A 26,000-nucleotide genomic window follows, 5' to 3' on the forward strand; every position below is an offset into this window, starting at 1 on the left:
GTCAGACCCCGGAAGGCGGCGCCTTTTTGGTTCTTCTGCCCAGCACCTTCACCCCCGCTGGCACCGGCTTGTCGTGGATGACGTCCCGGATGTGCTGCAGGAACAGCTCGGAACTTGCCGACAGCGACCGCAAGCGTCGCGTGATCAGACAGACCTCGCGCGACAACCGGGGCGAACTCAGTTCCCGGAACACGAACGGCCCCGGCTCGCTCCCTAGCGTCTGCGGCGGCGCGATGGAGCTGGCCGCAAGCGCCGGCAGGATCGAATATCGCCCGCCGCCACGCAGCACGGCGTGCAGCGACGACGTGCGCGACACCTCATCGTGCTGCTGCTCGAAGAACCCCGGCTTGCCGGCGTGTGCGCGCAGGAACGCGCCGATGCCGGTGTCTTCGGTAAACCCCACGTATTGCGCCGGGTCCAGGTCGGCCCACTTCAAGGGCTTTACGCCTTGCGCGTACGGATACGACGCGGCGCAGATCACGCCGTAGCGGTCCTCGAACAGCGGCGTATAAACCAACTCTTCCAAACCATGATGCGAGGTCGAAATCGCAAAGTCGATGTCGCCGTTGGCGATCATTTTCTCGACGAGCTCCGAGCCGGCGTCGTGCAGTGAAAACGTGATCTTGGGATAGGCCTGGCGAAAGGCCGCGATGGCGTCGCCCAGAAAGTAGTTGGTGACCGATGCCACCACCGCGATCCGCACGTGTCCCTGGCGGCCCTGCGACAACGCCTCCAGGTCGCTCAGCGCGCCGTCGAACTGGCTGAGGATGCGCTCGGCCTCCGCCTTGAAGCGGGCGGCCTCCGGCGTCATCGCCACGCGGCGCGTACTGCGGTCGAACAGTTTGACGCCCACGGCGTCTTCAAACTGCTGGATGGTCGCGGTCAGCGAAGACTGCGTCAGAAAGAGCTGCGACGCCGCCACGGTGAACGAGCCGGTGTTGGCCACCGCCACGAAACTGCGGAAGTGCCGCAGGGTGATGCTGCGCTTGGTCGACATGCTTCGCCACCGCTCTATATATTGGCAAAAACGAATAATAAGTAAAAACCAACAATTTGTAGTGAAGAAAAGCGCGCTCTAGAATTTTCCTCGACTCGGCGTCCCGTGCCGCCGTCATCGCGTGCAAGAGGGAGCAATCCGAGATGAGCAGTGCAGATGTATCGCAGACCGCATCATGGTTTTCGCGCGTGGGCTGCCGCCCATGACCAGACCACAACAACCGCTGCGGATTCTCATGTCCGAACCGACGCTAAGCCGCATCGGCAGCGAGATCGCGCAGGCGTTGGATGGACGCGCGTTCGAACCCGTCATCGCGGCGCGGACGCAGGGCAACGCGCCCGCCGGTGTCGACGTCGCTTTCATCTCGCGTGATGTGACCGGCCTGTCGACCAAGCATCGCGTGCTGGAGCCGCTTGAAGCCTTCTACGTCTCGCTGCGTCAATCGCCGAAGCTGGCCTGGGTGCACGTGCACTCGGCGGGCGCGGACCGGCCGATCTTTGGCGAACTGAAATCCCGCGGCGTGCGTGTCACCACCTCGTCCGGCGCCAACGCGCAGGTGGTGGCGCAGACCGCGCTGGCCGGGATTCTGGCGCTGGCGCGCGAGTTTCCGCGCCTGTTCGACGCCCAGCGTGCCCAAACCTGGACGCCGCTGATCGGTGACCGGATGCCGCGCGATCTGCCTGGGCAGACCGCCGTGATCGTGGGATGGGGCCCGATCGGCCGCGCGCTGGGCGGGTATCTGCGGATGCTGGGACTGAACGTCATCGCCGTGCGCAGCGCGGCCGCGCCGCCCGCGGACGGCGTGGAGACCTACGGCTTTGAAGACCTGCCGCACATTGCGGGCCGCGCCGACTGGCTGGTGCTGGCGTGCCCCTTGAGCGACCGCACGCGCGGCCTGGTGAACGCCCGCGTGCTGGCCGCCATGGCGCCGCACGCCCGGCTCGTCAACGTCGCGCGGGGCGAAGTCGTTGCCGAAGCCGACCTGATCGAGGCACTGCGCACCAACGCGCTGGCTGGCGCCTTTCTGGATGTCTTCGAACACGAGCCGCTGGACGCCGCGTCGCCGCTCTGGACGCTGCCAAACGTGATCGCCACGCCGCATTCGGCTGGGCACTCCGACGGCAACGAGGCGCGCGTGGACCGCATCTTCCTCGATTACCTGCGCGGCTGGCGGCAATGATGCCGCCCGCGATGCCCGCGACTTTCGGGAACCTTCATGCTCCAGACCGCCGCGCGCATCCAGCGCGGACTGTCTACGCGGCCGCCACGCAATACGGGCAATCGGTCGCGCACGCTTGTCCGTTGGCAGGTTTACCAAGATCCGGCTTTCCTGGCGCCTGCCCCGCCGGGTCCGTGCCGCCGCCATGAAAGCACTCATGCGCCAGCCACTGGCTCAGCCGCTCGTAGCTTTCCATGTTGCTGCGCCAGTTCGGCGCGCAAAGATAATAGCCAAGCGGGCTTTCAAAGGTGCGATCGAATATGTCGACCAGCTGCCCCGTGGCCAATTCCTTTTCGATCAGGCAGTGCGGCATCAGCGCCACGCCAAAGCCGGACGACGCGGCCTGGATAATCATTGAAAAAAGATTGAAGCCGGGGCCAAAACGGGCGCGGTCATAATCGCCCAGGTACGTCGAAAACCAGTATTCCCAGGACAGCGGAATCTCGATGTGCTGCAGCAGCGTGCATTGCTTGATATCTTCCAGGCTGCTGATCGGATGCTGATCCAGGTATTCCCGCGAGCACACCAGGCGGGTTTCGCGGCCCGTCAGATACTTGGCGGCGCCGTCGTGCCAGTCGCCGTAGCCGTACTGAATGGAGGCATCGAAATCCAGCTCGGTGCTTTTGTAATCCGCGACGCTGTAACGCACGAAATTGATGGAGATGTCCGGATTGACCTCGCGGAACGTCTTCAGACGCGGAAACAGCCATTGCGCCGCAAACGTGGGCGCGGCCGAGACATTCAGGGATTTTGCCGACTGCTGCGTCGCCATGACCTGCGACGTGGCGCTTTCCAGCGTATGCAACGCCGGCCGGATCAGGCTGAGGTAGGTGGCGCCCATGCGCGTGAGCTGCAACCCGTTCGTGCCCCGAATGAACAGCGCGTGGCCAAGATAGCTTTCCAGCGTGGCGATATGCCGGCTGATGGCGCTTTGCGTGACGAACAGTTCCTTGCCCGCCTTCGAGAAAGACAGATGCCGTGCGGCCGCGGAAAACGCGTTCAATTCGGACAGGGTGGGGCAGCGGCGTCTCATAGGGGGGTATGAGTAAAGCTCATAAGGCTCTTCAAATTTGTGTCGAACGCATAGGGGGAGACCCGGTATCGGACCTCGGAATTGTACCGGTAGAGTTCGGCATGCCGCGATTTCCCGGCGTTTTGAACTGTTTACGTGGTTGATTTATGAATCCGGTTGTCATCAAGAATTGCAGGATCCTCAATACCCGAACCTTGGCCCTCGAAGCCGCTTCGACCGTGCTGGTCGAGGACGGGGTCATCACCCGCATCGCCGCCGACGCAACGGCGCCGGCGGATGCGCAGGTGGTGGACGCCAAGGGCATGACCTTGATGCCCGGCATGATCGACTGCCACGTGCACGTGGTGGCGTCATCGTTCAACCTGGGCCGCGTCGCGGCCCTGCCCAACGCGCTGGCGCTGCTGCGCGCGCTGCCCATCATGCAGGGCATGCTGGACCGCGGCTTCACCTCGGTGCGTGACGCCGGCGGCGCGGATTGGGCGCTGGCGCAGGCCGTGCTGGACGGCACCATCGACGGCCCGCGTCTCTTCTGCTCGGGCAAGGCCCTGTCGCAGACCGGCGGCCACGGCGACTTCCGCCAGCGTAACGACGAGCTGGATCCGTGCCCGTGCTCGGTCAAGATCGGCAACATCGGCCGCGTGGTCGACGGCGTCGACAACTGCCGCCTGGCCGTGCGCGAGGAAATCCTCAAGGGCGCCACGCAGATCAAGGTCATGGCGTCCGGCGGCGTGGCTTCGCCCAACGACCCCATCCAGAACCTGGGCTTCTCCGAAGCCGAGCTGATCGCCATTGTGGAAGAGGCCAGCAACGCCAACACCTACGTGATGGCCCACGCCTACACCCCGCGCGCCATCACGCGTGCCGTGCGCTGCGGCGTGCGCACCATCGAGCACGGCAACCTCGTTGACCGCGAGGCCGCCGAGGTCATGAAGGAACACGGCGCCTACATGGTGCCCACGCTGATCACCTACGAAGGCCTGGCCAACGACGGCGAGCGCTTCGGCTTGCCGCTGGACTCGGTCAAGAAGATCGCCACCGTGCGCACGCAAGGCCTGACCGCGCTGGAGATCCTGGACGACGTCGGCGTGAAGATGGGCTACGGCAGCGACCTGCTGGGCGAAACCCACTACATGCAATCCGACGAACTGGTGCTGCGCAGCCGCGTGCTGGGCAACGCCAAGGTCATCCAGCAAGCCACGCTGATCGGCGCCGAGATCCTGAACCAGGAAGGCCTGCTGGGCGAAGTGTGCGAAGGCGCCTACGCCGACCTGCTGTTGATCGACGGCAATCCGCTGGACGACATCGAACTACTGACCAAGCCGGATTCGATCAAGCTCATCATGAACCGCGGCCTGCTGCACAAGAACGCCTGCTGACGTTCGCCCGCTTCGTACCCCTCTTCTTTACTCCGGAATTTCCCCCATCATGTTTTCCGTATCCGACCGCCTGGAGCGGTTGCCCTTCAGCAGCTTTCATTTCCGGCTGCTGATGATCGGCGGCCTCGGCCTGGCCTTTGAAGCTTTGGACGCCGGCATCATCGCGTTCATCATTCCCTCGCTGCGCACGCAGTGGGGTCTGACCACCGGCCAGATCGGCTGGATCGCCAGCAGCACCTATGTCGGCTTCCTGGTCGGGGCGCTGTTCTCCGGCATCCTGGGCGACCGCTACGGCCGCAAGAAGATCATGATGTGGGCGCTGCTGCTGTTCTGCGTCGCCACGTTCTTCAACGCCTTTGCCCGCAACTATCACGAGTTCTACATCCTGCGCATGATTGCCGGCATCGGCATGGGCGCTGAAGGCGCCATCATCGCGCCGTACCTGGCCGAATTCGTCAGCAGCAAGTATCGCGGCCGCTTCACCGGCGCGCTGGCCGGCTTCTTCTCGTTCGGATTCGTGATGTCCGCGTTGCTCGGCTACTTCATCGTGCCGATGAGCGACGACGGCTGGCGCTGGATCATGATCATCGCTTCTGTTCCCGTCGTGTTCCTGTTGTGGTGGCGCAAGTCGCTGTTTGAATCGCCGCGCTGGCTTGAACACACCGGCCAGACCGCGGAAGCCAACCGCATCTGCGAGGCGATTGAAGCCGAAGTCCTGAAGAGCACCGGCCGCCCGCTGCCCACGCCCGTTGCCACGCGCAAGGCCACGGCCACCAGCGCGCCGCAGCAGACCGCGATGGCCAAGCTGGCGCAGCTGTTCTCGAAGGAGTACCTGGGCACGACCGTGCTGGTGTGGGTGTTCTGGATCACGGTGCTGTTCTGCTACTACGCCTTCCTGGTGTGGATCCCCAGCCTGCTGGTCGAGCGCGGCTTCACCATCACCAAGAGCTTCTCGTACACCATCCTGATCTACCTCTCGCAGATCCCCGGCTACTTCTCGGCCGCGTACTTCAACGACAAGATCGGCCGCAAGTACACCATCCTGGCCTATATGCTGCTGTCGTGCCTGTCCGCGCTGGGCCTGGCGCTGGCCAGCGGCGAGCAACAGATCATCATGCTGAGCATGCTGCTGTCCTTCGGCATGAACGGCGTGATCGCCGGCCAGTACACGTACACCGCCGAGATCTATCCCACGTCAATCCGTGCGACCGGCATGGGCGCGGCCTCGGCCTTTGCCCGCATCGGGTCCATCGCATCGCCGACCATCGTCGGCGTCGCGTACCCGGTCCTGGGCTTTGCCGGCGTGTTCGCCATGATGACCGCCATCCTGCTGGTCGGCGGCCTGGGCATCCTGTTCTACGGCAAGAACACGCGTGGCGTCGTGCTTGAGGAGATCAACGCATGACGAAGGCCTCCGCATTCCGGCCGCTGGCCGGGCACGCGCGCGATCTGGCGCTGGCGGCGGACCGGCAGGCGCAGTGGAGCGTGATCTCCAACCTGCTTCACGCCTGCTTTGGCCACAAGCTGTTCACTGCGTTGCTGTACCTGCAGGACCACCGGCTGATGAAGCGTCTGCATACGTCGGACGAATCGATCAGCCCGCTCGGTGGCTTCAAAGCCACCGGCAACGGTCCTTGGTCGCGGCTGGTGCTGGAAGAAGGGCGGCTGTATGTCGCCAGCAATGAAGACGATGTGCGCACCGTGTTCTCCGAGGCGCCGATGCTGATCGAACGCGGGCTGCAGTCGGCCTTCAACATTCCGGTGCGGCATGAGGGGCGTGTGATCGGCTCGCTGAACATGCTGGCCGGGCGCCATGCCTATGACGACATCGATCCGGACCTCGCGGCAGTTGTCGCCGGGCTGTGCGCGCCGGTCTTCATCGAAGAGATGAAGGACGCGGCGTCCGCGGCGGCGAGCGTGGACCGGTCTGCGCTGGATAGCGTGTGATGGTTTGAATTTGAGTATCCGTCCCGGTGCGGGACTGGGTTTGCGGGCTGCTTGCCGGAGCGGCCCGTTTTTTTTGGGATTGCCTCGCGTGGCAATCCCTTTTTTTGTGCATTGTTGCGGGTATTGGTCCGAATTGTTGCGTGGCACTGCATTTTTGCAAGGGGTGGAATCGGTTTTAGAAATCTTTCGATGTGCGGGGTTGCGCAGCGTCAAGAGAATGGTCGCTTTTTTTCGTGGCGGTTCGGCGTTGCTGCACTTGGCTGGCATCTGGCTTTTTGGCATCTCCGAGGCCGCGCACGGGTTACGGAGCTTGCGATGCATTTCCCCCTTTCCCCGGTTGTCGCGGCGATTCTCGCCGCCACGATCCCGGCCTTTCCCTTGATGGCGTTGGCGGGGCCGATGCCGCCGATTCTCATTGACGACCCGGAAGGCAACACGTCGATGGAGGTGTTCCCCGGAGCCAGCATCACCGTCAGCACCGGAGACGCAATCCGCGTCAACAACCAGGGCAACAGCGTCTTCGTAAACGGCATCACTGTCACCGCAGAGGCAGACGCCCGAGGTGCGCATGCCCAAGGCGGTGGCTCGATCACGATCACGGACAGTACGATCCAGACGCAGGCCGGGGCTGCATTGTCCGCGTCCCAGGAAAATAGTTTTGTCCACGCCGACATCTCCCTGCTCTCTTCAGAGGCAACGGCCGTGCTTGCGACCGATGGGGGCCGCATCAATCTGCTTGGCGGAACCGTCTCGGGATCGGGCGGTTTCCAGGGAACCGTCCGGGCTTCCGATGGGGGCGTCATCACGGCAAGCGACCTGGAGATCAAGAGCATTGATCGCAATGGCGTCAACAACTATGGCGTGCGCGTCCAGTTTGGCGGGCGCGTCGAACTGTCCAACGTCATCGTGTCCAGCGTGGATGACATGGGCGTGGCGACGGGGGCGGACCTGTCGGTGCAGGACGGCACGCTGTTGCTGACCGATAGCCACGTCAAGGCGGGCGGCACGGAAAATGCCACGGCGGCATCCATGCATATCTCGCAAAATGCCATCGTCACCGTTCAAGGAAGCACCATTGAAGGCCAGATATCCGTTATCGATGGTTCCAGCCTGACCATGACGGATACGGTGGTTGCCGGTCCGCATTCGGTGGACTTCGGCGTTCTTTTGTATAACGAGTCGACGCAAACCGGTGCGTCGTCGGCGTCTTTGACTAACGTGACAATCGGCAGCGAAGCCGTCGCGTTCAACGAGGGCGTCACGGTGATGAACAACCATGCGATGACGGGACAGAACCTCGACATCCGTGCGAACTTGTATGCGATCCGAAGCCGCAATGGGGCGGTACAGATTGAAGGCGGGACCTTGCGCGGAAGACGGGCCGGCCTGTATGCGCACTCGACCGATAACACGGCGACAACAACGATCGATGCCGTGGGAACGCATATCCTGGCCGAAGTCATGAACGGGGTAGGCGTGAGTGCCAACCATCGTGGCACGCAAGTGACATTGGACGGCGTTACCGTGGACGTGTCCGGCATCGCGGGCGCAGCGCTTCGGGCAACCGACGAGGCACGCATCGACGCTGTCAATTCACAGTTGAACGGGCAATCCACAGGCTCGATCGGCGTGCAGATGCTTGGAAACATCGGCGCCGGCGACACGGCGGTTTCTCTGAGCGACACGCAAGTCATCATGACCGGTCAGAACGCAAACGGCGTGCAGAGCGTGCGCTACGAGCCGCAGGGCGCCAACTCGCTCGTATTGTCGGACGGCAGCAACCTTCAGACCCACGATGGGGTGGGGTTTCTCGTCAGGGGCGGAGACCACGACATCACCGTTCAGAACGCCACCGTGGTGGCCCGAGCCGGTGGCGACGAAGCCAGCGGCATCCTGCTTAGAACGCAGGCGACGCCCAGCGCGGGAATCGTCCCCGGGCAACCGTACCAGACGCAAGGCGTCACCCTGAACGCCACAGGCGCGCTCATGACAGGCGACGTGTTGACCGCCGACAGCGGCCGCGTCGACATCGGCCTGGCGAGCGGCAGTGAGTGGACCGGCGCGGTGCGCGCGGGGCAGGGTTCGGTGGAGAGCGTCAAGTTAGACGCCAGCAGCGTCTGGAATGTGCGCGGCGATTCGGCCATCAAGACCCTGACCAACGCGGGTGTCGTGCGGTTCGTGTCTCCCGGTGCGCAATCTGGATTCAAGACGCTGACCGTCTCCGACTACATCGGCGGCGGCACCTTGGTCATGAATACCCACCTGGGCGACGATACGTCTCTGACCGACCGGCTCGTCGTGGACGGCGGCACGGTCACGGGCACGACCGGGTTGCGTGTCTTGAACGCCGGCGGCGCAGGCGCGTTGACCACGCAAGGCATCCGGCTCGTGCAGGCCAGCAACGGGGCGACGATTTCAGGCAATGCGTTTTATCTGGACGCGAATTCGACTGGCTATCGGCCCTCAACCATTAGCCTGGCGCTCAATGGCTACGATTATTTCCTGGTTCAGGGCGGCACGGGCGGCGTGGCGTCCGATTGGTATCTGACGTCAACGACGCCGCCGGAAGAAGGCGGCGCCACGGACCCGGGCGGTCAGACGCCGCCCGGAAGTGGCGTTGAGACACCTCCTGGCGGCGGCATTGAAACGCCTCCCGGCAGCGGCATTGAAACGCCGCCCGGCAGCGGCACTGAAACGCCGCCGGGCAGCGGCACTGAAACTCCTCCCGGCAGCGGCACCGAAACGCCGCCAGGCAGTGGGGGGACGACACCTCCCGGTAGTGGCGGTGGCGTCACCGGTCCTGCCCCGGGCACGCCGCAGAACGTCTCCCCGGAAAGCGGTGTGCACATCGGCAACCAGTTCGCAGCCACCCGCATGTTCGTACATCGCCTGGCGGATCGCAGCGTGGCGCAAACGTCGGCCGGCCAGTCTGCACCCGCCAGTGCGGCATCCCGGCAGTTGTGGGCACGTACCGAGGGCGCGCGCCATACCGGAATGGAACTTCAGCAAGGCCGGGTAAACATCGATACCGACACCGCCATGCTGCAGATGGGCGCGGACCTGTTGAGCACGCGCCTGGGTCAGCAAGGCGTCCTTAAGGCAGGCGTCATGGCCGGCGCGGGCGATGCACGCACGAACGCCACTTCCCAGCTCATCCACCCCGGTACCGGCATGGCGATGCGCGTTGACGCCCGCGGCAAGGTAACCGGGTATTCGGTGGGCATCTATGCAACGGCATACGCCGACGATGCCACCCGCCTGGGCGCGTACGCCGACTCGTGGTTGCAGTTCGGCCGCTACTCCAACGAAATCAATAGCGAACTGGGCTCGGCCCGCTACCGTTCAAGCACCTGGACCGCATCGGTGGAAACCGGCTACGCCTTCAAGCCCTTCGCTGCCGATTCGGCATTGGGTTCGATGGTGGTGGTGCCGCAGGCACAACTGGCCTATACGCGTTACAACGCCCAGGACGCCGTCCTGCCCAGCATGACGCTGAAAAACTCGCCCGCCAGTTCGGTCACTTCGCGCGTGGGTGTCCGGGCGTACCCGCTTGGCAACGACGCCGCCACGTCGCCGGTGCGGCCTTACGTCGAGGCCAATTGGCTGCATAACTCGGGCAGCGCGAAAGCCAACGTGGGCGTCTCGACGTTCCAGGCCACGCCGATGCGCGACGCGGCGGAACTGCGAATCGGCGTGGCAGGCAATGTCCGCGAGTCGTGGCAGGTTGGCGGCGAGCTGTTCGGCCAGGCTGGAAACGGCGGTCAGCGGGGCTACGGCGGCATGCTGAACGTTGGGTATCGCTGGTAACCCTGCACGCTGAAGGGCAGACTGCAATGCGGGCCGTTGATGGCCGCGGTGGTCTGCCCTTCATGGCGATGGCCGAGGCGATTCAAGCCACGCGCTTGTTGAGAATCACCAGCGACACGCCCGCCAGCACGAGCGCGGACGCGGACACCATCAGAACCGTCAGCGGCTCATCGAGAAACAGTGTCCCGCCCAACGCCGCCAGCACCGGGACACTGAGCTGCACGGTGGCGGCGCGCGTCACGTTCAACTGTTTCAGCGCGGCGTACCAGAGGATGTACCCCAGGCCCGACGTCACCGCGCCAGACGCCACGGCATAGGCGGCGCCGGCGGCGTCGAGCCGAACGTGCGACATGACGAACTGCGCAAGCAACAACGCCAGCGCAACCGGCGCGGCGCGGATGAAATTCCCCGCGGTTGCCGCCACCGGATTCCGTGCGCTCCGGCCCAGCAGCGAATAAATGCTCCACGCCACGCCGGACAGGATCATCAGGAATCCGTAGAACACGGGTGGCGCGTCCGTACCGGGCAGCATCAACGCGACAAGCCCGGCAATCGCAAACGCCATGCCAACGCATTGCAGCGGCGCCAATCGTTCGCCAATCGCCAGGCCGTACAGGATCATGCTGATCTGGATCGCCCCAAACAGCAGCAGGGCGCCCGTGCCGGCGGGAATATGCGTGTACGCAAAGGAGAACGCCAGTGCATACGCCAGCAGTGCCAACGCACCCGCCCAGGACCCTTCCAGACGTTCGGACTGCCGTCGCAGTGCCAGCACCAGCCATAGCATCAGCGCACCCGACATAACGCGGATGACGACGAAGGTGGTGGGATCGATCGCCGTCTGTTTGAGCGCGAGGCGGCAAAGCAGGGAATTGCCGGCAAAGGCCAGCATGGCGGAAAGGGTGAGCGCGAAGAGGCGGAGGGTCATGGCGGGGGCCTTTGAATCACCATTGCGATCCGCGGCCTCTGCCGTCTACTGCACGGCCGAAGCGGTCTCGCGGAACCGCTGCACCAGCGGAGAGCCGTCTTCCGAACGATACGCCAGCAGCACCTGGCTTTGGGCGTCTGGCGTATCCAGTTCGCGATAGGCCACGCCGGGAATGCCCGTTTTCATGTAGGTGTCGGGGAGGATGGAAATGCCCATCCCCGCCGCGACCAGACCGATGATGGTTGCACCTTCGCGCGCCTCCTGGCCGACTTGCGGGGCGAAGCCCGCCCGGTTGGCCAGCACGCTCACGTGGTCGAACAGGCCGCAGCCCAGGCCACGCGGGAACAGGATGAAGGATTCGTCCGCCAGGTCCGTCATTGACAGCGGCGTGTCACGGCGCGCCAGCGGATGCGATTGCGGCAGGGCGGCCATCAGCCGGTCGGTCCACAGCGGCAGCGTCGCGATGTTGGGCGGCGGCACGAACAGGATGGATGGCCGCAGAAATCCCACGTCGATGTCTTTGGAAGCCAGCGCCCGCAATTGCTGGCCCGTCGACTGATGGCTCAGGTCCACCCCCACGCCGGGAAAGTCCGTGCGAAAGGCATGCACGATGCGGGGAAAGGCGTCGAACATCGGCACCGACGCCGTGAATGCCACGCGGATCTCGCCGGTTTCTCCCAGCGCCGACTGCCGCACGACCTCGCCGGCGCGTTCCAGGTGGGACAGCGCGCGGCGCGCCTGTTCCAAGAACAGCGCGCCCGCCTGCGTCAGTTCCACGCTGCGGCTCGTGCGGGTCAGGAGCGGCGCCCCGAGTTCTTCTTCCAGCGCCTTGATCTGCAGGCTGAGGGGCGGCTGGCTGACGTGCAGCCGGCGCGCGGCCTGGCTGAAGCTCAGTTCCTCGGCGACGGCGACGAAGTAACGCAGTTGGCGGAAATCCATATTGATTTGGAAAGCAAATAGATGATCGTGAAAAACGGTATTGGACGGTATGAGTGTACGCCGCGCATCATTCGGCCATACCAACACGTATAACGACACAGGAGACAACCATGAAGGCTTTCCAGCCCTCCCGGTCCCGCCGCACGTTTGCCGCCGCCGCAGGCGTGGGCGCACTGATCGCCGCCATGCTGGCGCCGCTGCCGGCTGCCGCGCAGACCAATTTCCCCGACAAGCCGATCCGTATTGTGGTGCCGTACGCCGCTGGCGGCGGCGTGGACATCGTCACCCGCCTCGTCAGCCAGAAAATGGGTGATGCGCTGAAGCAGACGATCATCGTCGAAAACAAACCTGGCGCGGCCACCAATATCGGCATGGACACCGTGGCGCGCGCCCCGGCGGACGGCTATACGCTGCTGACCGCGTCGAATACGCTGGCCGCCAACGGTGCGCTGTTCTCCAAGCTGACCTTCGATCCCGCGCGCGACTTCACCCCCGTGGGCGCCATCGGTTACGCGCCGCTGGCCGTGGTGGTGCCGGTCGAGTCGTCGTTCAAGACCTTCAAGGACCTGACGGACTATGGCCGCGCGCATCCCGACAAGCTGACCTACGCCTCGGCCGGCAACGGCAGCTCCGGCCATTTGGCTAGCGAACTGCTCAAGCGCGAGAGCGGCATGAAGGCGCTGCATGTGCCGTACAAGGGCGGTTCGCCCGCGGTCACCGACCTGTTGGGGCAGCGGATTTCCTTCATGTCCATCAACCCGCTGGAAGTCGTCTCGCACGTTAAGGCGGGCAAGCTGCGCGCATTGGCCGTGCTGGACGACGAGCCGGCAAGCATGCTGCCCGAGGTGCCCACGGTGGTGTCGCAAGGCCTGCCGGGCGCGATGGCCACGGTGTGGTGGGGCTTGATCGGCCCCAAGGATTTGCCGCCCGAGGTCACTGCAAAGTTGAATGCCGCGCTGCAATCCGCATTGAAGGACCCCGCCGTAAAGCAGCGCTTCGGCGAAATGGGCGCGGTCGTCACGCCCGGTACGGACAAGCAGTTCGGCCAATTCGTGGCAGCGGAGACCACCAAGTGGACCAAGGTCATCAAGGACGCGGGCATCAAGGCTGATTGACCGCGTTTGAGCTGGTACGGGTCCGCAGGGCGGGTCCGGCCGGCAACCATGCATAGAGGAACTGAAATGGAACGGCAAAAGAACGGGCTGGTGGTCAGCGCGCACTCCGCGGACTTCGTCTGGCGCGCGGGCGGCGCCATCGCCCTGTACGCCAAACGCGGCTGGAAAATGACCGTGGTCTGCCTGTCGTTCGGCGAACGCGGCGAATCCGCCAAGCTGTGGAAGCAGCCGGGCATGACGCTGGAACGCGTCAAGGCCGACCGCCGCGACGAAGCCCGTCTGGCGGCCGACATCCTGGGCGCGGACATCCGGTTCATGGACTGCGGCGACTATCCGCTGCGCGTCTCGGACGAGGCGCTGTTTGAACTGGTGGATGTGTATCGCGAACTGCAGCCGGAATTCGTGCTGACGCATTCGCAGAAAGACCCCTACAACTTCGACCATCCGCTTGCCACGCACGTCGCTCAGGAAGCCCGCGTGATTGCGCAGGCGCACGGGCACCATCCCGAGCAGGCGGTGCTGGGCGCGCCGCCCGTGTTTCTGTTCGAGCCGCACCAGCCCGAGCAGTGCGAGTGGAAGCCCGAAGTGCTGCTCGATATCTCCGAAGTCTGGGACCAGAAGCGCCGCGCCTTCGAAACCATGGCCGCGCAGGAGCACCTGTGGGAGTACTACACCCGCGTCGCCTTGCAGCGCGGCGTGCAGGCATCGCGCAACTCGAACCTGAAGATCAAGTACGCCGAAGGCTATCAGCGCGTGTTCCCGCAAGTCACCGGGGAGCTTGCATGAGCATCGCCGTCAGGAACATCGACCGCGCCGACGGCAGGGTCATCGCACGCCTGGCGTCGGCAGGCGTGGCCACCGCACACGAGGCGCAGCATCGCACCGGCCTGTTGCAACCCTACCTGCGGCCCGTGTACGCAGGCGCATCCATCGCAGGCAGCGCCGTGACGGTGCTGGCGCAGCCGGGCGACAACTGGATGCTGCACGTTGCAATCGAACTCTGCCGGCCGGGCGATATTGTCGTCGTGGCCTGCGCGTCGTCGAGCGAGGACGGCATGTTCGGAGAACTGCTTGCCACCTCGATGCGCGCACGCGGCGTACAGGGGCTTGTCATCGACGCGGGCTGCCGTGATGTCGCGGCGCTGAAGGACATGCAGTTTCCCGTGTGGTCCAAGTGCGTCTCTGCCAAGGGCACGGTCAAGGCGACGCCCGGGTCGGTGAACGTACCGGTCGTGTGCGCGGGAGCGCTCGTGCAGCCCGGCGATGTCGTCATCGCCGACGATGACGGCGTGTGCATCGTGCCGCGCGAGCGTGCGGCGCAGGTTGCCGACGCCTGCGAGGCGCGGCTGATCAACGAGACGGCCAAACGCAAGCGGTTGGCCGCCGGGGAACTGGGGCTGGATATCTACGGCATGCGGGAAAAGCTGGCCGCGGCGGGGCTGGCGTACGTGGACCGTAATCCCGGGGCGTGAAACGCCGGCGCAGAAGCTTGGGGCGACCGCCTCAAGCGATGGATGACGCCATCTGGATGACTTTTAGGGCCGCCGGCACAGAAGGCACGATTGATGCGCCGATGCCACATCAAGATAACCCCCATAGCGACAACGAATAAGAATGCTTATCATGCGCGTTTTATATAAAAGAACGCATGGGGTGGGGCTGTGGGTAAAGCATCGAAAGGCCGTCAAGGCAGGCAGAAGGGCGTCGCCCTGGCAGTGAAGCAGGCATTGGCGGGCAGCGCCGCGCTCTATGCCGCGTCGGTTTCCGCGCAGACGCAGGCCCCGGCTTCCGCCGCGATCACCGTCCTGCCCACCGTCACCGTGACCAGTGCGCCGATCGCCCTGGGCGAGGCGCCTGCGCCCATCGCAGGCGGCTTGATCGGCGGCGGCGCCCGCATGGGCATCCTGGGTAACACGTCCGTCATGGACACGCCGTTCAGCGTCACCAGCTATACCGCCCAGACTATCGAGAACGAGCAGGCGCGTTCCGTGGCCGACGTTGCTACCATGGACCCGTCCGTGCGCATGAGCAGCGCGCGGTCCAATATCAACGAAGACCTGACCATACGCGGCTTCAATGTCCCGACCGCGGACTTCGCGTTCAACGGCATGTTCGGGCTGACGCCATATTGGCGCGCACCGGTCGAGACCCTGGAACGCGTGGAGATCATCAAGGGCCCGTCCGCGGCGCTTTTCGGCATGACGCCGGGCGGCAGCGTGGGCGGCGTGGTCAACCTGGTGCCCAAGCGCGCGACCGATGAGCCCATCACCCGGCTCACGGGCTCGGTCATGTCGGACTCCGTCTTTGGCGTGCATGCCGACGTCGGCCGCCGCTTCGGCGAAGGGAACGCGTTCGGCATCCGCGTGAACGGGATGCTGCGCGACGGCGACACGCCGATCAAGGACCAGTCCACGCGCGAAGCGCTCGGCTCGGTTGCACTGGACTATCGCGGTGAAAGACTGCGGTCGTCCCTGGACCTGATCTGGCAGAAGGAACGCATCGACAATGTCGTGCGCCAGTTCCAGCTTGGCGACGACCTGACCTCGATTCCCGAGGCGCCCAGCAACAAGAATCCGTATCCCGGTCTGGGCTGGAGCGATGGCCGCAACACCGCTGGCGTCTTCAAGATCGAATACGACATCACGGACTACCTGACTGCCTATGCGGGCTACGGCCAGCGCAAGCTGGACTGGGACGCCTTTGCCGCCAACCCCGTGCTGCAGAATTCGCAGGGCGATTACTCATTTTTCGGCGGCTGGCAGCGGATGACGGTGGACAGCAAGTCCACCGAAGCCGGCCTGCGCAGCAATTTCAAGACCGGCCCCGTGAGCCACAAGGTCGCCTTCAGCTACACGCTGCTGGACCAGGACTCCGACCTGGGCTTCAACACCGGTTTCCCGCCCGGCAATTCCAACATCTACGCCGGCAACACCTTCGACACGCCGTCCATCTCGGGTGTCAGCAATCCGCTGAACCGTTACCAGAGCGTCAAGCTGACCAGCTATGCGCTGGCCGACACCCTGGGCTTCATGGACGACCGCCTGCAGTTGACGCTTGGCGTGCGCCGCCAGAACGTGCAGGGCCAGAACTACAACTTCACCAACGGCGAGCCCAGCGGCCCGCGCTACGACAAGAGCGCGACCACGCCGCTGGCCGGCGTCGTCTTCAAGGTACGGCCGGACCTGTCGGTCTATGCCAGCTACGTCGAAGGCCTGTCCCAGGGCGACACCGCGCCGACCAGCGCGGCCATCACCAACCCGGGCGAGACGCTGTCGCCGTTCAAGTCCAAGCAGAAGGAAATCGGCGTCAAGTACAACCTGAACGACAACATGCTGGCCACTGTCGCCCTGTTTGAGCTGACGCGGCCCAGCTCCGGCATCTCTGGCAACACCTTCGGCGAGTTCGGCGAACAGCGCAACCGCGGCGTGGAAGCCAGCTTCGCCGGCGAAGTCACCAAGGGCGTGCGTCTGTTGGGCGGCATCAGCTATATCGACGCCGTCATCAACAAGGCCACCACGCCCGACCTTCAGGGCAACAAGGCCATCGGCGTACCCGACTGGCAATTCAACCTGGGCGCCGAGTGGGATACCCCCTCCGTCCCGGGCTTGACGCTGTTGGGCCGCGTCATCTACACCGACAGAACGTATGCCAACGCCGACAACAGCCTGTCGGTGCCAAGCTGGACCCGCGTCGACGCCGGCGCCCGCTACGAAACCAAGATCAGCGGCACCCCCGTCACCTTCCGCTTCAACGTCGAGAACCTGTTCAACCGGAACTACTGGGGAACCGCCACCGCCGGTTATCTGTTCGTAGGCTCGCCGCGCACCTACACGTTCTCGACCAGCATCGCCTTCTAAGGAGGCACATATGTCCACGCAAGCCTGGTCCTGGATACACAAGTGGAGCAGTCTGATCTGCACGGTCTTCATGCTGCTGCTGTGTCTGACCGGGCTGCCCCTGATCTTTCACGAAGAGATCGAGCACCTGTCAGGCGTGGTCGAAGCGCCGCCCATGCCCGCCGGCACACCCAACGCCAGCATGGACCAGATCGCCCAGACCGCGCTGGAACGGCGCCCGGGCGAAGTCATCCGCTACATGTTCTGGGATCAGGACGAGCATCCCGACATTACGTATGTCTCGATGGCCAGCGCCGTCGACGCCCCGCCCGAGGAGAACAACGCGGTTGTCATCGATTCGCGCACGGCCAAGGTTCTGGACGAGCCGGCCACCGACGAAGGCTTCATGTACGTCATGCTCAAGCTGCATACGGATATGTTCGCCGGCCTGCCGGGCATGCTGTTTCTGGGCGCAATGGGCCTCTTGATGGTGGTCGCCATCGTGTCCGGGGTGGTGCTGTATTACCCGTTCATGCGACGTCTGAAGTTCGGCGCGCTGCGCATCCAGCGCAGCTCCCGCGTCAAATGGCTGGACTGGCACAACCTGCTGGGCATCGTCACCGTCATCTGGCTGCTGGTCGTCGGCATCACCGGCAGCATCAACACCTTGAATCGCGTCGTGTTGAGCCTATGGCAGATGGACCAGATGGCGGAAATGACCGCGCCGTTCCGCGGCCTGCCGCCGGTTACGCAACCCGCACACCTGGAAGACTCCATCCGCACCGCGCGAGCCGCGGTGCCCGACATGGCGGTGAGCCTGGTGGCGTTTCCCGGGACGATGTTCTCCAGCCCGCACCATTACACGTTCTTCATGAAGGGCAATACGCCCGTGACTTCGCGCCTGCTCAAGCCGGCGCTGGTGGACGCGACGAATGGGGAACTGACCGACACGCGCGAAATGCCGTGGTACGTGAAGACCTTGTTCCTGTCGCAGCCGCTGCATTTTGGGGATTACGGCGGCTTGCCGTTGAAGATCCTCTGGGCGGTGTTGGATCTGTTTGCGATCGTGGTGCTGGGTAGCGGGTTGTACTTGTGGCTGCGCAAGCCCAAGGCTGCGACGGCTGCCAAGCCCTTAACCGATGATGCTGCCGAAGCCGCCAATGCGCTGCGTCAGAGCGATAGTCAGGAGGCCGCGCAATGAACAGGATGAGCGAGGCGCGCGGCGCACGCACCGAGCACCTGCAGTCGGCTGGCGAGGTGTTCCGCGCGCCCATCTGGCTGGGCGTGGCCTCGGTGGTGGGGCTGGTGTCGGCGCTGCTGGGAGATGGGGTGTGGGATGGCGTGTCGTGGTTGGCGATCTTTGCGCCGATCGGGGCGGTGTGGTGGGCGTGGCGGAGGCGGGGCGGGTGAAGTCTCCTTCATCTCGCCGCCGGCCGCTCGTCAGTGGCGCGCGGCCATCAGCGTAAGCACGTCGCTTAGCGATTGAACGGAGTCCGCTGACTTTGACGTGGCCGCGTGCCGGTCAAGGTGATAGCCGTGAATGCCGAATTTTCGTGGCCCAATCATGTCGGCCTCGATGGTGTCGCCGATCATCAGCACTTCATCGGGCCAGCACGCAATGCCATCACAAAGGTATTGGTAGATCTCGGCTTGCGGCTTCACGGCGCCGGCTTCGTACGACCAGGCGCAGAAGTCCGGCCGAATGGGCAGCAAGTCCAGCACCGGCGGACCATACGGCGCGGCCAGGTTGGAGCAAAGCGCGACCTTGATGCCGCGTTCCCGCAATGCAAGCAACGTCGGCGTGGCATCCGCGAAAAGCGAGATGGATTGAATCTCTTCACGCAATTCGGCTTCAAGCGCGTTCAGGTCTGCATCGCTGACCACTCCGCCAAACAGGCTGGCGGCCTGTCGCAGGTCGATCGGATTGCTCATCGCGCGGACCCCGTCATCGCGCTGGCGCGGACGACCCGCTTCATGCAGCAGCCGGACCAGCTTGCGGAACGGTCGGGTCGGCCGTTCGATGTGGACCAAGGTTCCGAATACGTCGAATGCCACGGCCTTGATTGCCATTGAACCTCCTGCGCCAATGAGGCTTTCCGGTGATTGGCCGGACCGTGATGTCCAACCTGTCTGCGACGGATTCTAGCGGCAAAACTTCCGGCGGCTTGCTGGATCCCTTGGTCTTCGGATGAGCAGGGACGCAGGAGCATCGGGTGAGGGGCTACTCGTCGCGAGCGACCGTGACGAATATGCCGTCGGCTTCGTTCAAGCGGGGGCCCGCCGGCAGGATCATTACCGACACGTCATCAGGCAGGTGAGACGCCAGCGCTTTCAGGCGTTCGCTGACGATGCTGTCCAACGAATCGAGGCGCGACTCTGCTGACACCGCAAGGCTTACCCCAACCTTGTTCCAGCTTTCCCAGGATTCCGGCGCTTGCCGGTATGCCACTGTCGTCCATTCCGATGGGTTGATGATGGTGCCGTCCGCCAACCGTGGGGGCGCATCGCTCCAGGCTTCCAACTTCTCACGTGTCGCGCCGGAGTAGATCCACGCAGGGGGCGGGCGGATTCCCTGGCTGGGCTGGGCGGAAATATCCAGTTTGGCGGCCAGCGCCTCCAATGCCTGATCCGTGGACAGCTTGGCTTCCTTAAGCCGGGCGGGATCGATCGACAGCCACAGCTGGATGGGTTCCGGCGTATTGCTCCAGATCTGGGTGATGGTTTGGTTATCGCCAATCCCACGGCCGATCTTGTCGGCGACCAATTGTTGCAGCTCCGGCTTGCTGAGACGCGGGCTGGCTACCAGCAGGTAGAGATCCGCGCTCGGGACGGCGCCCCACACGAGGGCCGGCGGCTGGATGGCGTCCGATGGCGTTGCCTGCGTGGCATTTGCGGGCAGGTAGACGCAGAGGGCCAATGCGGCAAGCCAGCTGCAGCGCGCGGGCCAAAAGCGGTGAATCCAGGTCATCAGAGGCATAGGTTTTTAGTTGTTCAAATGCTGTTAAATCCCGCACGCGATGGTCACGAGCGGGGAGTTGATGGACATGATCATTGTTTCGACCGTTCCACCGAAGCGCCATGTCGCGCTCCTGACGGACCTGACGGTTGAGGTCCGGGATTATCCCAGACGGCAAAAACCCGCAGAGCGCGAGCTGGTGCGGGTTTGAGGTACTACCTGGATATCAGTCCAGACAAGTGCCTGGTGCCCGGCGCCCAAAATCGAATCGGCACGCCTGTCTTGCGCCCGGATTACTCGCTTTTCTCTGCGCGAACAAAATGATCGAGGCGAGAATGATGATGAGCGTAAACGAGCCGACGTCGATATCTAACGCGCTCACTCGCTCACTCGCTCACTCGCTCACTCGCTCACTCACGCGCCGCGGCAAAGGCCGGCCGCGGCGCGTGCGCCTATCAGCGCCGACGCGCGGTCAGCCAGTCGATCGGCTGTAGCGCCTGACCGACGATACGGATCTCGCCGACGCTGCCAAAGAACCCATCAGCCCGCGCGCCATCCCACGAACCGGCGCCGACGATCCACGGCATGTTGGCCGCCAACGTCGCCAGGCCGCGAGCGCCTGAGGCGTTGCGCAGAACCGGCGCGCCTTCCACGTACAGAATGGTTTCGTGCGTGGTGTCATCGTTCACCACGGCAACGTGCATCCACTTGTCGGGGATGATCTCGCCAGACCAGTTTGCCTTGGGACTACGCGATCCCGTGTCGTCCGGCACCACTTCCCACTGGATCTCGCGCAGGCTCGACACGGCAAACAGCAGCGGCGGGGATTCGGGATCTCCGCCCGAAAAGCCCGCCAGATCGCCGCGCTTGCCGTCGCGCGTCATGATGTTCATCCACGCGTGCTTGGACGCGACCCAGTCGCGGTCGATCTTGATGAAGGCTTCCACCGTGTAGCCGTCGGTCGCGGTTTCACCGTTGATGATGGCCGCGGCGTCCGTCGTGAAGTAGCTCATGCGAGCCGTGTTCTTGTCGGTGTTCAGGAAGCGCACGGAGCCGGGCGCGGCCGACAGGTAATGGTGATCGTCGGACCAGACCACATCGCCCACCTGCGCACCGGCCACGCCGTCGATATTCAGCGGCGCGCGCCGCATCGGATTCAGACCTGCGCGGTCCGCGATCACTTCGCCCACCGGAACCGGCTGTCCGTTGGTGCCGCCAAAGAAGCGCCAGTGCGCCAGCGTGCCTTGCACCTGCGGATAATCATCCGGATCGGCGGCGGGCTTCTGCTCGGCGGCGACGGGATCCGTGTAGTTCGCCAAAATCAATGCGCGCGCCTGGTCGATCAGCGCAGTGTGCGACGGCGTAGCCGCCTTGAATTCCTTATTGAAGCCGCCAAAGCGCTTCGCAAAATCCATCTTGATGGTGAACTGCTCGTTCGCGCCGGTCAGAATGGCCTGGTCAAACGTGTTGAGCGTGTTCTTCGGCTTCTGCGGCACCCACGGCGAGAACGACAGGACCCGGATCTCGTTGTTGCTGAGGTCGAACTCATACAGACGCATCAGGCCGTTGCCGCCCTGATAGGCCATCTGATAATCCACCACCATTTCCTCGACCGAATTGCCGAACGCATTGGTCTTGGTCAGATGCGCGGCGCCGTGATAGTGGCCGTTCAGCGTCATGAAGATCTGATCGTTGTCGCGGATCAGCTTGTCCCAAAGCATCAGCCCGTAGGGCACTTCCAGCGGCGTGACGCCGTCCTTGTCGATGTTCAGCAACTGGTGATTGACCAGGATCACCGGCAGTGTCGGGTTCGCGCGAATGACCTGGTTGGCCCAGGTCAACGCGTCATCGGAGATGCGCCACGACAGCGACAGCACCATGAACTTCTGGCCCTCGGCTTCGAACACGTGATATTCGTGGAACCCGCTAGGATCGCGGCCGCCAAACGTGGCCTGGTTCTTGGCGCGATCGGCGCTGAAGGTTTTCAAATAGGGCTCGTTAGCCAGATTGCGCTGCGCGTCCGTGGCGCTGGCCTGGCTGCTGGCGTCGACGTAGTCGCGGTCCAGGATCACGTCGTGGTTGCCGGCCAGAATCGAGTACGGGACCTTGGCTTCTTCCAGAATCGCCATGGCGGCATCTGCCACTTTCCATTGATCCGGTTTGACTTGTTGATCGACGACGTCGCCTAAGTGGATCAGAAACGGAATCCCCAGCGACTTCGAATGATCGGCCACCCACTGCGTCTGCGCCTTGAACGGCTCGCTGCCGTACTTGCGCATGAACTGCTGGTTTTCGGCGTCGGTTGCGTAGCGCGAATAGAACTGCGTGTCCGGCAGTACTGCTACTGCGAAGCTGGAGATGTTGACGGGTTGGGGTTGCGGCTCGGGTTGGGGCTGCGGTTGTGGTTGCGTACCGGGGGTTTCGGGCGACGTGGTGGCATCGTCATCGTCGTCGCTGGAGCAGGCAGACAGCAGCAGCGATCCGCCAACCGGCAGGAACGTGGCGCCGAAACCAGCCTTGAGCAGACTGCGACGGCGCGGATCGGCGTCGGTCGGCAGTGCCGCGAGTTTGTTGGCAACCTCAAGTTTGCCGTCGTGCTTGTCGTTCGCCATCTGTGCTGCCCTTCAGAAAAAGCGGGAAGCTTAGGTAGGGCGGATGACGGGATGATGAATGATGGTGGCTGATTTTTTTGTCAGGTTTAGGGGGGGGGGATTGTGGTCGACGCCACTGTTCAGAGTCTTACGCGCGGCTGAAAATGGATCATGTTGATCTGGACTACGCTGGCGGAGGTCGTTTCGAGTAGCCGCGCTTGACGTCGCTAAGTAGTCTGCTGCGCAAGCAGCGAACCTGCCTGTGCAAACGCCTCGCGCGGTAGCGTGGACATGCCGTGGTCGAAACCCATCGCATAACGGTCGCAACCAGGAAGTTGTGGCCACGCATCAATCAGCGCTGCAACTTGGTCGAGCCACTGGGAGCTGGGACCGATCTGCTTGATCAAAAACCAGATCACAGCGATAAGGCCGAAAAGACGTCCACGCGCGTGGTCGGTCAGTGTTAGCGCATTGAAATAGGGGTGGGGTAGGTGCGCGAGAGCGTTGCTGGATGACTGGTTCCAAACTCGAGCGTGATGCGCACATCGATTTCGCAATGTGTTGATCTGCTGCAACCAGTCCTTCAGAACCAGACTGTTCGCAACCCCCAGTCGATTGGAAATTCGCTGTCGGTGCTTCCCGCGAAGCATCTCGAAGTACTTGGATAGGAGACCAAAGTCCCAGGCTTCGACCGCGACCCAGAACGGAATCGCTCTCCTATTGTCGCGATGCCATACGATGCAGTCTTCCCGGGATTGGTTGAGTTGCGCGCGCTGGCGTTGAGACCATTCTCGCCATTGGTTGCGCACCTTACCCTTGTGAACATAATCGGCACAGGCACGGGGCATGATGAAGCGATCCTGTTCGTACGCCATTGGATCGTGGAAACCGACCTCGTGGGCGACCACTGACCGAAGATGTACTTCGATCCGCTCGATTGCGTCGAGCGCGAGAAGTCTAAGACGCTTATCAAAAAGGTATAGGTCGAAGACATCACGGAAAGCCGTGCCTGGCACAAAATGATCTGCGCGTAACGGTCTGCCTGCGTCCCCGGTCATTTGTCGCCCGTGTTCGTTCATGCACGGAATCCGGCAGGGATACCAGTATCCGCTCAGCCGGTAATAGCCGACCTGGGAGAGCTTGCGCTGAGTGCGGCCTGCGTCACCGATGTCCATGCCGCGCTCGGCGAGCACGCTCGCGAGTTCGACGTATGTCTTATGCGGTTTTGGCGGCGCCGTCTGAACCAAGGCAATGTCTCAGAAATGAGAAGGCCCAAACATGCAGCCGGACAAGCCGACTACAGAGGTTTGGGCGCGATTGCAGTGATTGTTGTCTCTATCGTCGGGAGGGGTCAAGCGTTCGCCCGGCCCTCCGTAGGGTAGGTTGCCAAAACAAGACGAGTCCGACGAAAAATTGGGGCGCCGCCTCTTCTCTGCCTCGCACAGAGTTCAAGTCGGAATCTCGGCACCGTCATCGGACGCGCCACATCGACTCGGCGATATACGCGGGGGAGACTCTGTTATGCAGGCACAGACCGAAAGCGGACTGAGTTTTCAGCAAGAAGGCCCTGCAGGGGGAAATCGCGATTTTGAGGGGGGCGCAGAGATTAGCGCTTTTAACGCGTCACCACGCATGGAATTCTGGTGCCCGGGGCCGGAATCGAACCGGCACGCCTTGCGGCGGGGGATTTTGAGTCCCCTGCGTCTACCAATTTCACCACCCGGGCTAGGGGGTCGCGAGCGCGTCCAGGTGACGGCTGCGGGAGATGCGAAGACCGCGATTATATGCGGTCTTTTTCATCTTGTCAGGCGATGGCTAGGCGAGCCTGCCGTCCAAGGGGAAGGCCAGGGCTGCTAAACCCCGACCGCACCCCCACAATCCTCACTTCTTCTCAGGCAAGAACCAGTTCATCACCAGTGCGCAAATCCCGCCGGTGGCGACGCCCGATTCCAGCACGCTCTTCACCGAGTGCGGCAGGTGCGACAGGATTTCCGGCACTTGCGACACACCCAAGCCCAGCGCCAAAGACACGGCGATGATGAGCAACGCCCGGCGGTCCAGCTGAATGCCCGCCAGGATGTTGATCCCAGACGCGGCCACCGCGCCGAACATTACCATGGCTGCGCCGCCCAGGACGGGTTCGGGCACGGCTTGCAGGACGCCCGCGACAACCGGGAACAGACCCAGCAGAATCAGCATGCCCGCAATCCACACGCCGACGTGGCGGCTGGCGATGCCGGTCAGCTGGATGACGCCATTGTTCTGCGCAAATACCGAGCTGGGAAACGTATTGAACACGCCTGCCAGCAGCGAGTTCGCGCCGTTGACCAGCACGCCGCCCTTGATGCGCTGCATCCAGAGCGGACCTTCAACCGGCTGCTTGGAAACCTTGCTGGTGGCAGTGACGTCGCCAATCGCTTCCAGGGACGTGACTAGATAAATGATCAGCATCGGTACGAACAAGGCCCAAGAGAACCCCAGGCCAAAGTGCAGCGGCACCGGAACCTGGAAGACGGCGGCTTCGCGGGCGCCGGTGAAATCCAGACGGCCCATATAGGCGGCGGCGATGTAGCCGACGGCCAGTGCCAGCACTAGCGCAGTGCTGCGAATCCACACCACCGGCACGCGGTTGAGCAGGATGATGGTGGCCAGGACGAGGCCGGACAGGGTCAGGTTCTCGGCGCTGGCGAAGGTGCCGTTGGCCATGGCGCCGAAGCCGCCGCCCATGCTGATGAGGCCGACCTTGATGAGCGTCAGGCCGATCAGCAGCACGACGATGCCGGTGACGAGCGGGGTGATGAGGCGTTTGACGAAGGGCAGGATGCGGCTGATGCCCATCTCGACAAAGGACCCGGCGATGACGACGCCGAAGATGGCGGCCATGACGGCTTCGACCGGCGTGCCTTGCTTGACCATGACCGAGCCGCCGGCGATCAGCGGGCCGACGAAGTTGAAGCTCGTGCCCTGCACGATGAGCAGACCCGCGCCGAGCGGCCCGAAGCGCTTGCACTGCACGTAGGTGGCGATGCCGGAGATCACCAGCGACATAGAGACGATGAGGGTGGTGTCGCGGCTGCTGACCCCCAGGGCCTGGCAGATGAGCAGGCCGGGGGTGACGATGGGGACCAGGATGGCCAGCAGGTGCTGCAGGGCGGCGACGAAGGCGACGGGAGGCGCGGGGCGGTCGTCGGGGCCGTAGACCAGGTCGTGGCTGGTGTCGGCGTCATCGGACGTGCCGTGGGGGGCGGGTTGGGTC

20 protein-coding genes and 1 tRNA gene are annotated in these 26,000 nt (G+C 63.7%); 11 read left to right on the top strand and 10 right to left on the bottom strand.

Annotated features, from left to right (window positions below; all coding sequences use genetic code 11):
• Window position 1: 1 nt before the first annotated feature.
• Window positions 2-997, bottom strand: a complete 996-nt coding sequence (locus MHZ91_RS24670) for a LysR family transcriptional regulator (RefSeq protein ID WP_239216163.1) — start codon at window positions 995-997, stop codon at window positions 2-4.
• Between the two features lie 235 nt (window positions 998-1,232).
• Between MHZ91_RS24670 and MHZ91_RS24675 the strand changes: the two genes are divergently transcribed.
• Window positions 1,233-2,177, top strand: a complete 945-nt coding sequence (locus MHZ91_RS24675; RefSeq protein WP_239216165.1) for a D-2-hydroxyacid dehydrogenase — start codon at window positions 1,233-1,235, stop codon at window positions 2,175-2,177.
• A 73-nt stretch (window positions 2,178-2,250) separates the two neighbouring features.
• Here MHZ91_RS24675 and MHZ91_RS24680 read toward each other — a convergent pair whose 3' ends face one another.
• Window positions 2,251-3,219, bottom strand: a complete 969-nt coding sequence (locus tag MHZ91_RS24680; RefSeq protein WP_175122790.1) for a LysR substrate-binding domain-containing protein — start codon at window positions 3,217-3,219, stop codon at window positions 2,251-2,253.
• Between the two features lie 176 nt (window positions 3,220-3,395).
• Between MHZ91_RS24680 and MHZ91_RS24685 the strand changes: the two genes are divergently transcribed.
• The 4 genes from MHZ91_RS24685 to MHZ91_RS24700 all read left to right on the top strand — a co-directional run bounded on the left by MHZ91_RS24685 (window position 3,396) and on the right by MHZ91_RS24700 (window position 10,379).
• Window positions 3,396-4,625 carry an amidohydrolase family protein gene (locus MHZ91_RS24685; RefSeq protein WP_218342762.1) on the top strand — a complete coding sequence of 410 codons (1,230 nt, stop codon included), beginning with the start codon at window positions 3,396-3,398 and terminating at the stop codon, window positions 4,623-4,625.
• A 49-nt stretch (window positions 4,626-4,674) separates the two neighbouring features.
• Window positions 4,675-6,030: an MFS transporter gene (locus MHZ91_RS24690; RefSeq protein WP_175137941.1), complete on the top strand. Its 1,356-nt coding sequence runs from the start codon at window positions 4,675-4,677 to the stop codon at window positions 6,028-6,030.
• A complete protein-coding gene (locus MHZ91_RS24695) occupies window positions 6,027-6,572 on the top strand; it encodes a GAF domain-containing protein (RefSeq protein ID WP_239216170.1) in 546 nt (181 codons plus the stop codon). Before MHZ91_RS24690 ends, MHZ91_RS24695 begins: the two co-directional genes overlap by 4 nt.
• Before the next feature lie 315 nt (window positions 6,573-6,887).
• Complete coding sequence (locus MHZ91_RS24700; protein ID WP_239216171.1) at window positions 6,888-10,379, top strand: autotransporter outer membrane beta-barrel domain-containing protein; 3,492 nt, start codon at window positions 6,888-6,890, stop codon at window positions 10,377-10,379.
• A gap of 82 nt (window positions 10,380-10,461) precedes the next feature.
• On the opposite strand, the gene MHZ91_RS24705 is transcribed toward MHZ91_RS24700, so the two are convergent.
• On the bottom strand, window positions 10,462-11,307 hold the full coding sequence (locus tag MHZ91_RS24705; RefSeq protein WP_239216173.1) for a DMT family transporter: 846 nt from the start codon (window positions 11,305-11,307) through the stop codon (window positions 10,462-10,464).
• A 45-nt stretch (window positions 11,308-11,352) separates the two neighbouring features.
• Entirely contained in the window at window positions 11,353-12,246 is an 894-nt protein-coding gene (locus MHZ91_RS24710) for a LysR family transcriptional regulator (RefSeq protein WP_175137937.1), read from the bottom strand.
• 110 nt (window positions 12,247-12,356) lie between these two features.
• Here MHZ91_RS24710 and MHZ91_RS24715 point away from each other — a divergent pair, with 110 nt between their 5' ends.
• The 6 genes from MHZ91_RS24715 to MHZ91_RS24740 all read left to right on the top strand — a co-directional run bounded on the left by MHZ91_RS24715 (window position 12,357) and on the right by MHZ91_RS24740 (window position 18,607).
• Window positions 12,357-13,361, top strand: a complete 1,005-nt coding sequence (locus tag MHZ91_RS24715; protein ID WP_239216175.1) for a tripartite tricarboxylate transporter substrate binding protein — start codon at window positions 12,357-12,359, stop codon at window positions 13,359-13,361.
• Window positions 13,362-13,427: 66 nt separating this feature from the next.
• On the top strand, window positions 13,428-14,147 hold the full coding sequence (locus MHZ91_RS24720; protein ID WP_175184790.1) for a PIG-L deacetylase family protein: 720 nt from the start codon (window positions 13,428-13,430) through the stop codon (window positions 14,145-14,147).
• Complete coding sequence (locus tag MHZ91_RS24725; protein ID WP_239216177.1) at window positions 14,144-14,833, top strand: 4-carboxy-4-hydroxy-2-oxoadipate aldolase/oxaloacetate decarboxylase; 690 nt, start codon at window positions 14,144-14,146, stop codon at window positions 14,831-14,833. Before MHZ91_RS24720 ends, MHZ91_RS24725 begins: the two co-directional genes overlap by 4 nt.
• A 189-nt stretch (window positions 14,834-15,022) precedes the next feature.
• Window positions 15,023-17,218 (top strand): TonB-dependent receptor, encoded by a 2,196-nt coding sequence (locus tag MHZ91_RS24730; RefSeq protein WP_239216179.1) that lies wholly within the window; start codon window positions 15,023-15,025, stop codon window positions 17,216-17,218.
• A gap of 10 nt (window positions 17,219-17,228) precedes the next feature.
• Window positions 17,229-18,398, top strand: a complete 1,170-nt coding sequence (locus MHZ91_RS24735; RefSeq protein ID WP_239216181.1) for a PepSY domain-containing protein — start codon at window positions 17,229-17,231, stop codon at window positions 18,396-18,398.
• A complete protein-coding gene (locus MHZ91_RS24740; protein WP_239216183.1) occupies window positions 18,395-18,607 on the top strand; it encodes a hypothetical protein in 213 nt (70 codons plus the stop codon). Before MHZ91_RS24735 ends, MHZ91_RS24740 begins: the two co-directional genes overlap by 4 nt.
• A 30-nt stretch (window positions 18,608-18,637) precedes the next feature.
• Here MHZ91_RS24740 and MHZ91_RS24745 read toward each other — a convergent pair whose 3' ends face one another.
• The 6 genes from MHZ91_RS24745 to MHZ91_RS24770 form a co-directional block, all read right to left on the bottom strand.
• Window positions 18,638-19,267, bottom strand: coding sequence for an HAD family hydrolase (locus tag MHZ91_RS24745; protein WP_239216185.1), 630 nt, complete (start codon window positions 19,265-19,267; stop codon window positions 18,638-18,640).
• Between the two features lie 151 nt (window positions 19,268-19,418).
• Window positions 19,419-20,174, bottom strand: coding sequence for a hypothetical protein (locus tag MHZ91_RS24750; RefSeq protein ID WP_239216187.1), 756 nt, complete (start codon window positions 20,172-20,174; stop codon window positions 19,419-19,421).
• 434 nt (window positions 20,175-20,608) lie between these two features.
• Entirely contained in the window at window positions 20,609-22,765 is a 2,157-nt protein-coding gene (locus MHZ91_RS24755) for a LamG-like jellyroll fold domain-containing protein (RefSeq protein ID WP_239216189.1), read from the bottom strand.
• A gap of 206 nt (window positions 22,766-22,971) precedes the next feature.
• On the bottom strand, window positions 22,972-23,919 hold the full coding sequence (locus MHZ91_RS24760; RefSeq protein ID WP_239216191.1) for an Abi family protein: 948 nt from the start codon (window positions 23,917-23,919) through the stop codon (window positions 22,972-22,974).
• A 466-nt stretch (window positions 23,920-24,385) separates the two neighbouring features.
• Window positions 24,386-24,470 (bottom strand) — tRNA-Leu (locus MHZ91_RS24765).
• A 155-nt stretch (window positions 24,471-24,625) separates the two neighbouring features.
• The coding region (locus MHZ91_RS24770) for a uracil-xanthine permease family protein (RefSeq protein WP_239216193.1) at window positions 24,626-26,000 on the bottom strand (1,375 nt) is incomplete at its 5' end.

Origin of the sequence: Achromobacter sp. ACRQX, from assembly GCF_022346505.1 — a bacterium.
GTDB classification, from domain to species: domain Bacteria; phylum Pseudomonadota; class Gammaproteobacteria; order Burkholderiales; family Burkholderiaceae_B; genus Achromobacter; species Achromobacter animicus.

Bases quoted from the DNA above. Each gene is read 5' to 3' on its own strand.
- MHZ91_RS24670 (WP_239216163.1), bottom strand. From the start codon at position 997: ATGTCGACCAAGCGCAGCATCACCCTGCGGCACTTCCGCAGTTTCGTG.
- MHZ91_RS24675 (WP_239216165.1), top strand. From the start codon at position 1,233: ATGTCCGAACCGACGCTAAGCCGCATCGGCAGCGAGATCGCGCAGGCG.
- MHZ91_RS24685 (WP_218342762.1), top strand. From the start codon at position 3,396: ATGAATCCGGTTGTCATCAAGAATTGCAGGATCCTCAATACCCGAACC.
- MHZ91_RS24690 (WP_175137941.1), top strand. From the start codon at position 4,675: ATGTTTTCCGTATCCGACCGCCTGGAGCGGTTGCCCTTCAGCAGCTTT.
- MHZ91_RS24695 (WP_239216170.1), top strand. From the start codon at position 6,027: ATGACGAAGGCCTCCGCATTCCGGCCGCTGGCCGGGCACGCGCGCGAT.
- MHZ91_RS24700 (WP_239216171.1), top strand. From the start codon at position 6,888: ATGCATTTCCCCCTTTCCCCGGTTGTCGCGGCGATTCTCGCCGCCACG.
- MHZ91_RS24705 (WP_239216173.1), bottom strand. From the start codon at position 11,307: ATGACCCTCCGCCTCTTCGCGCTCACCCTTTCCGCCATGCTGGCCTTT.
- MHZ91_RS24710 (WP_175137937.1), bottom strand. From the start codon at position 12,246: ATGGATTTCCGCCAACTGCGTTACTTCGTCGCCGTCGCCGAGGAACTG.
- MHZ91_RS24715 (WP_239216175.1), top strand. From the start codon at position 12,357: ATGAAGGCTTTCCAGCCCTCCCGGTCCCGCCGCACGTTTGCCGCCGCC.
- MHZ91_RS24720 (WP_175184790.1), top strand. From the start codon at position 13,428: ATGGAACGGCAAAAGAACGGGCTGGTGGTCAGCGCGCACTCCGCGGAC.
- MHZ91_RS24725 (WP_239216177.1), top strand. From the start codon at position 14,144: ATGAGCATCGCCGTCAGGAACATCGACCGCGCCGACGGCAGGGTCATC.
- MHZ91_RS24735 (WP_239216181.1), top strand. From the start codon at position 17,229: ATGTCCACGCAAGCCTGGTCCTGGATACACAAGTGGAGCAGTCTGATC.
- MHZ91_RS24740 (WP_239216183.1), top strand. From the start codon at position 18,395: ATGAACAGGATGAGCGAGGCGCGCGGCGCACGCACCGAGCACCTGCAG.
- MHZ91_RS24745 (WP_239216185.1), bottom strand. From the start codon at position 19,267: ATGGCAATCAAGGCCGTGGCATTCGACGTATTCGGAACCTTGGTCCAC.
- MHZ91_RS24750 (WP_239216187.1), bottom strand. From the start codon at position 20,174: ATGCCTCTGATGACCTGGATTCACCGCTTTTGGCCCGCGCGCTGCAGC.
- MHZ91_RS24755 (WP_239216189.1), bottom strand. From the start codon at position 22,765: ATGGCGAACGACAAGCACGACGGCAAACTTGAGGTTGCCAACAAACTC.
- MHZ91_RS24760 (WP_239216191.1), bottom strand. From the start codon at position 23,919: ATGGACATCGGTGACGCAGGCCGCACTCAGCGCAAGCTCTCCCAGGTC.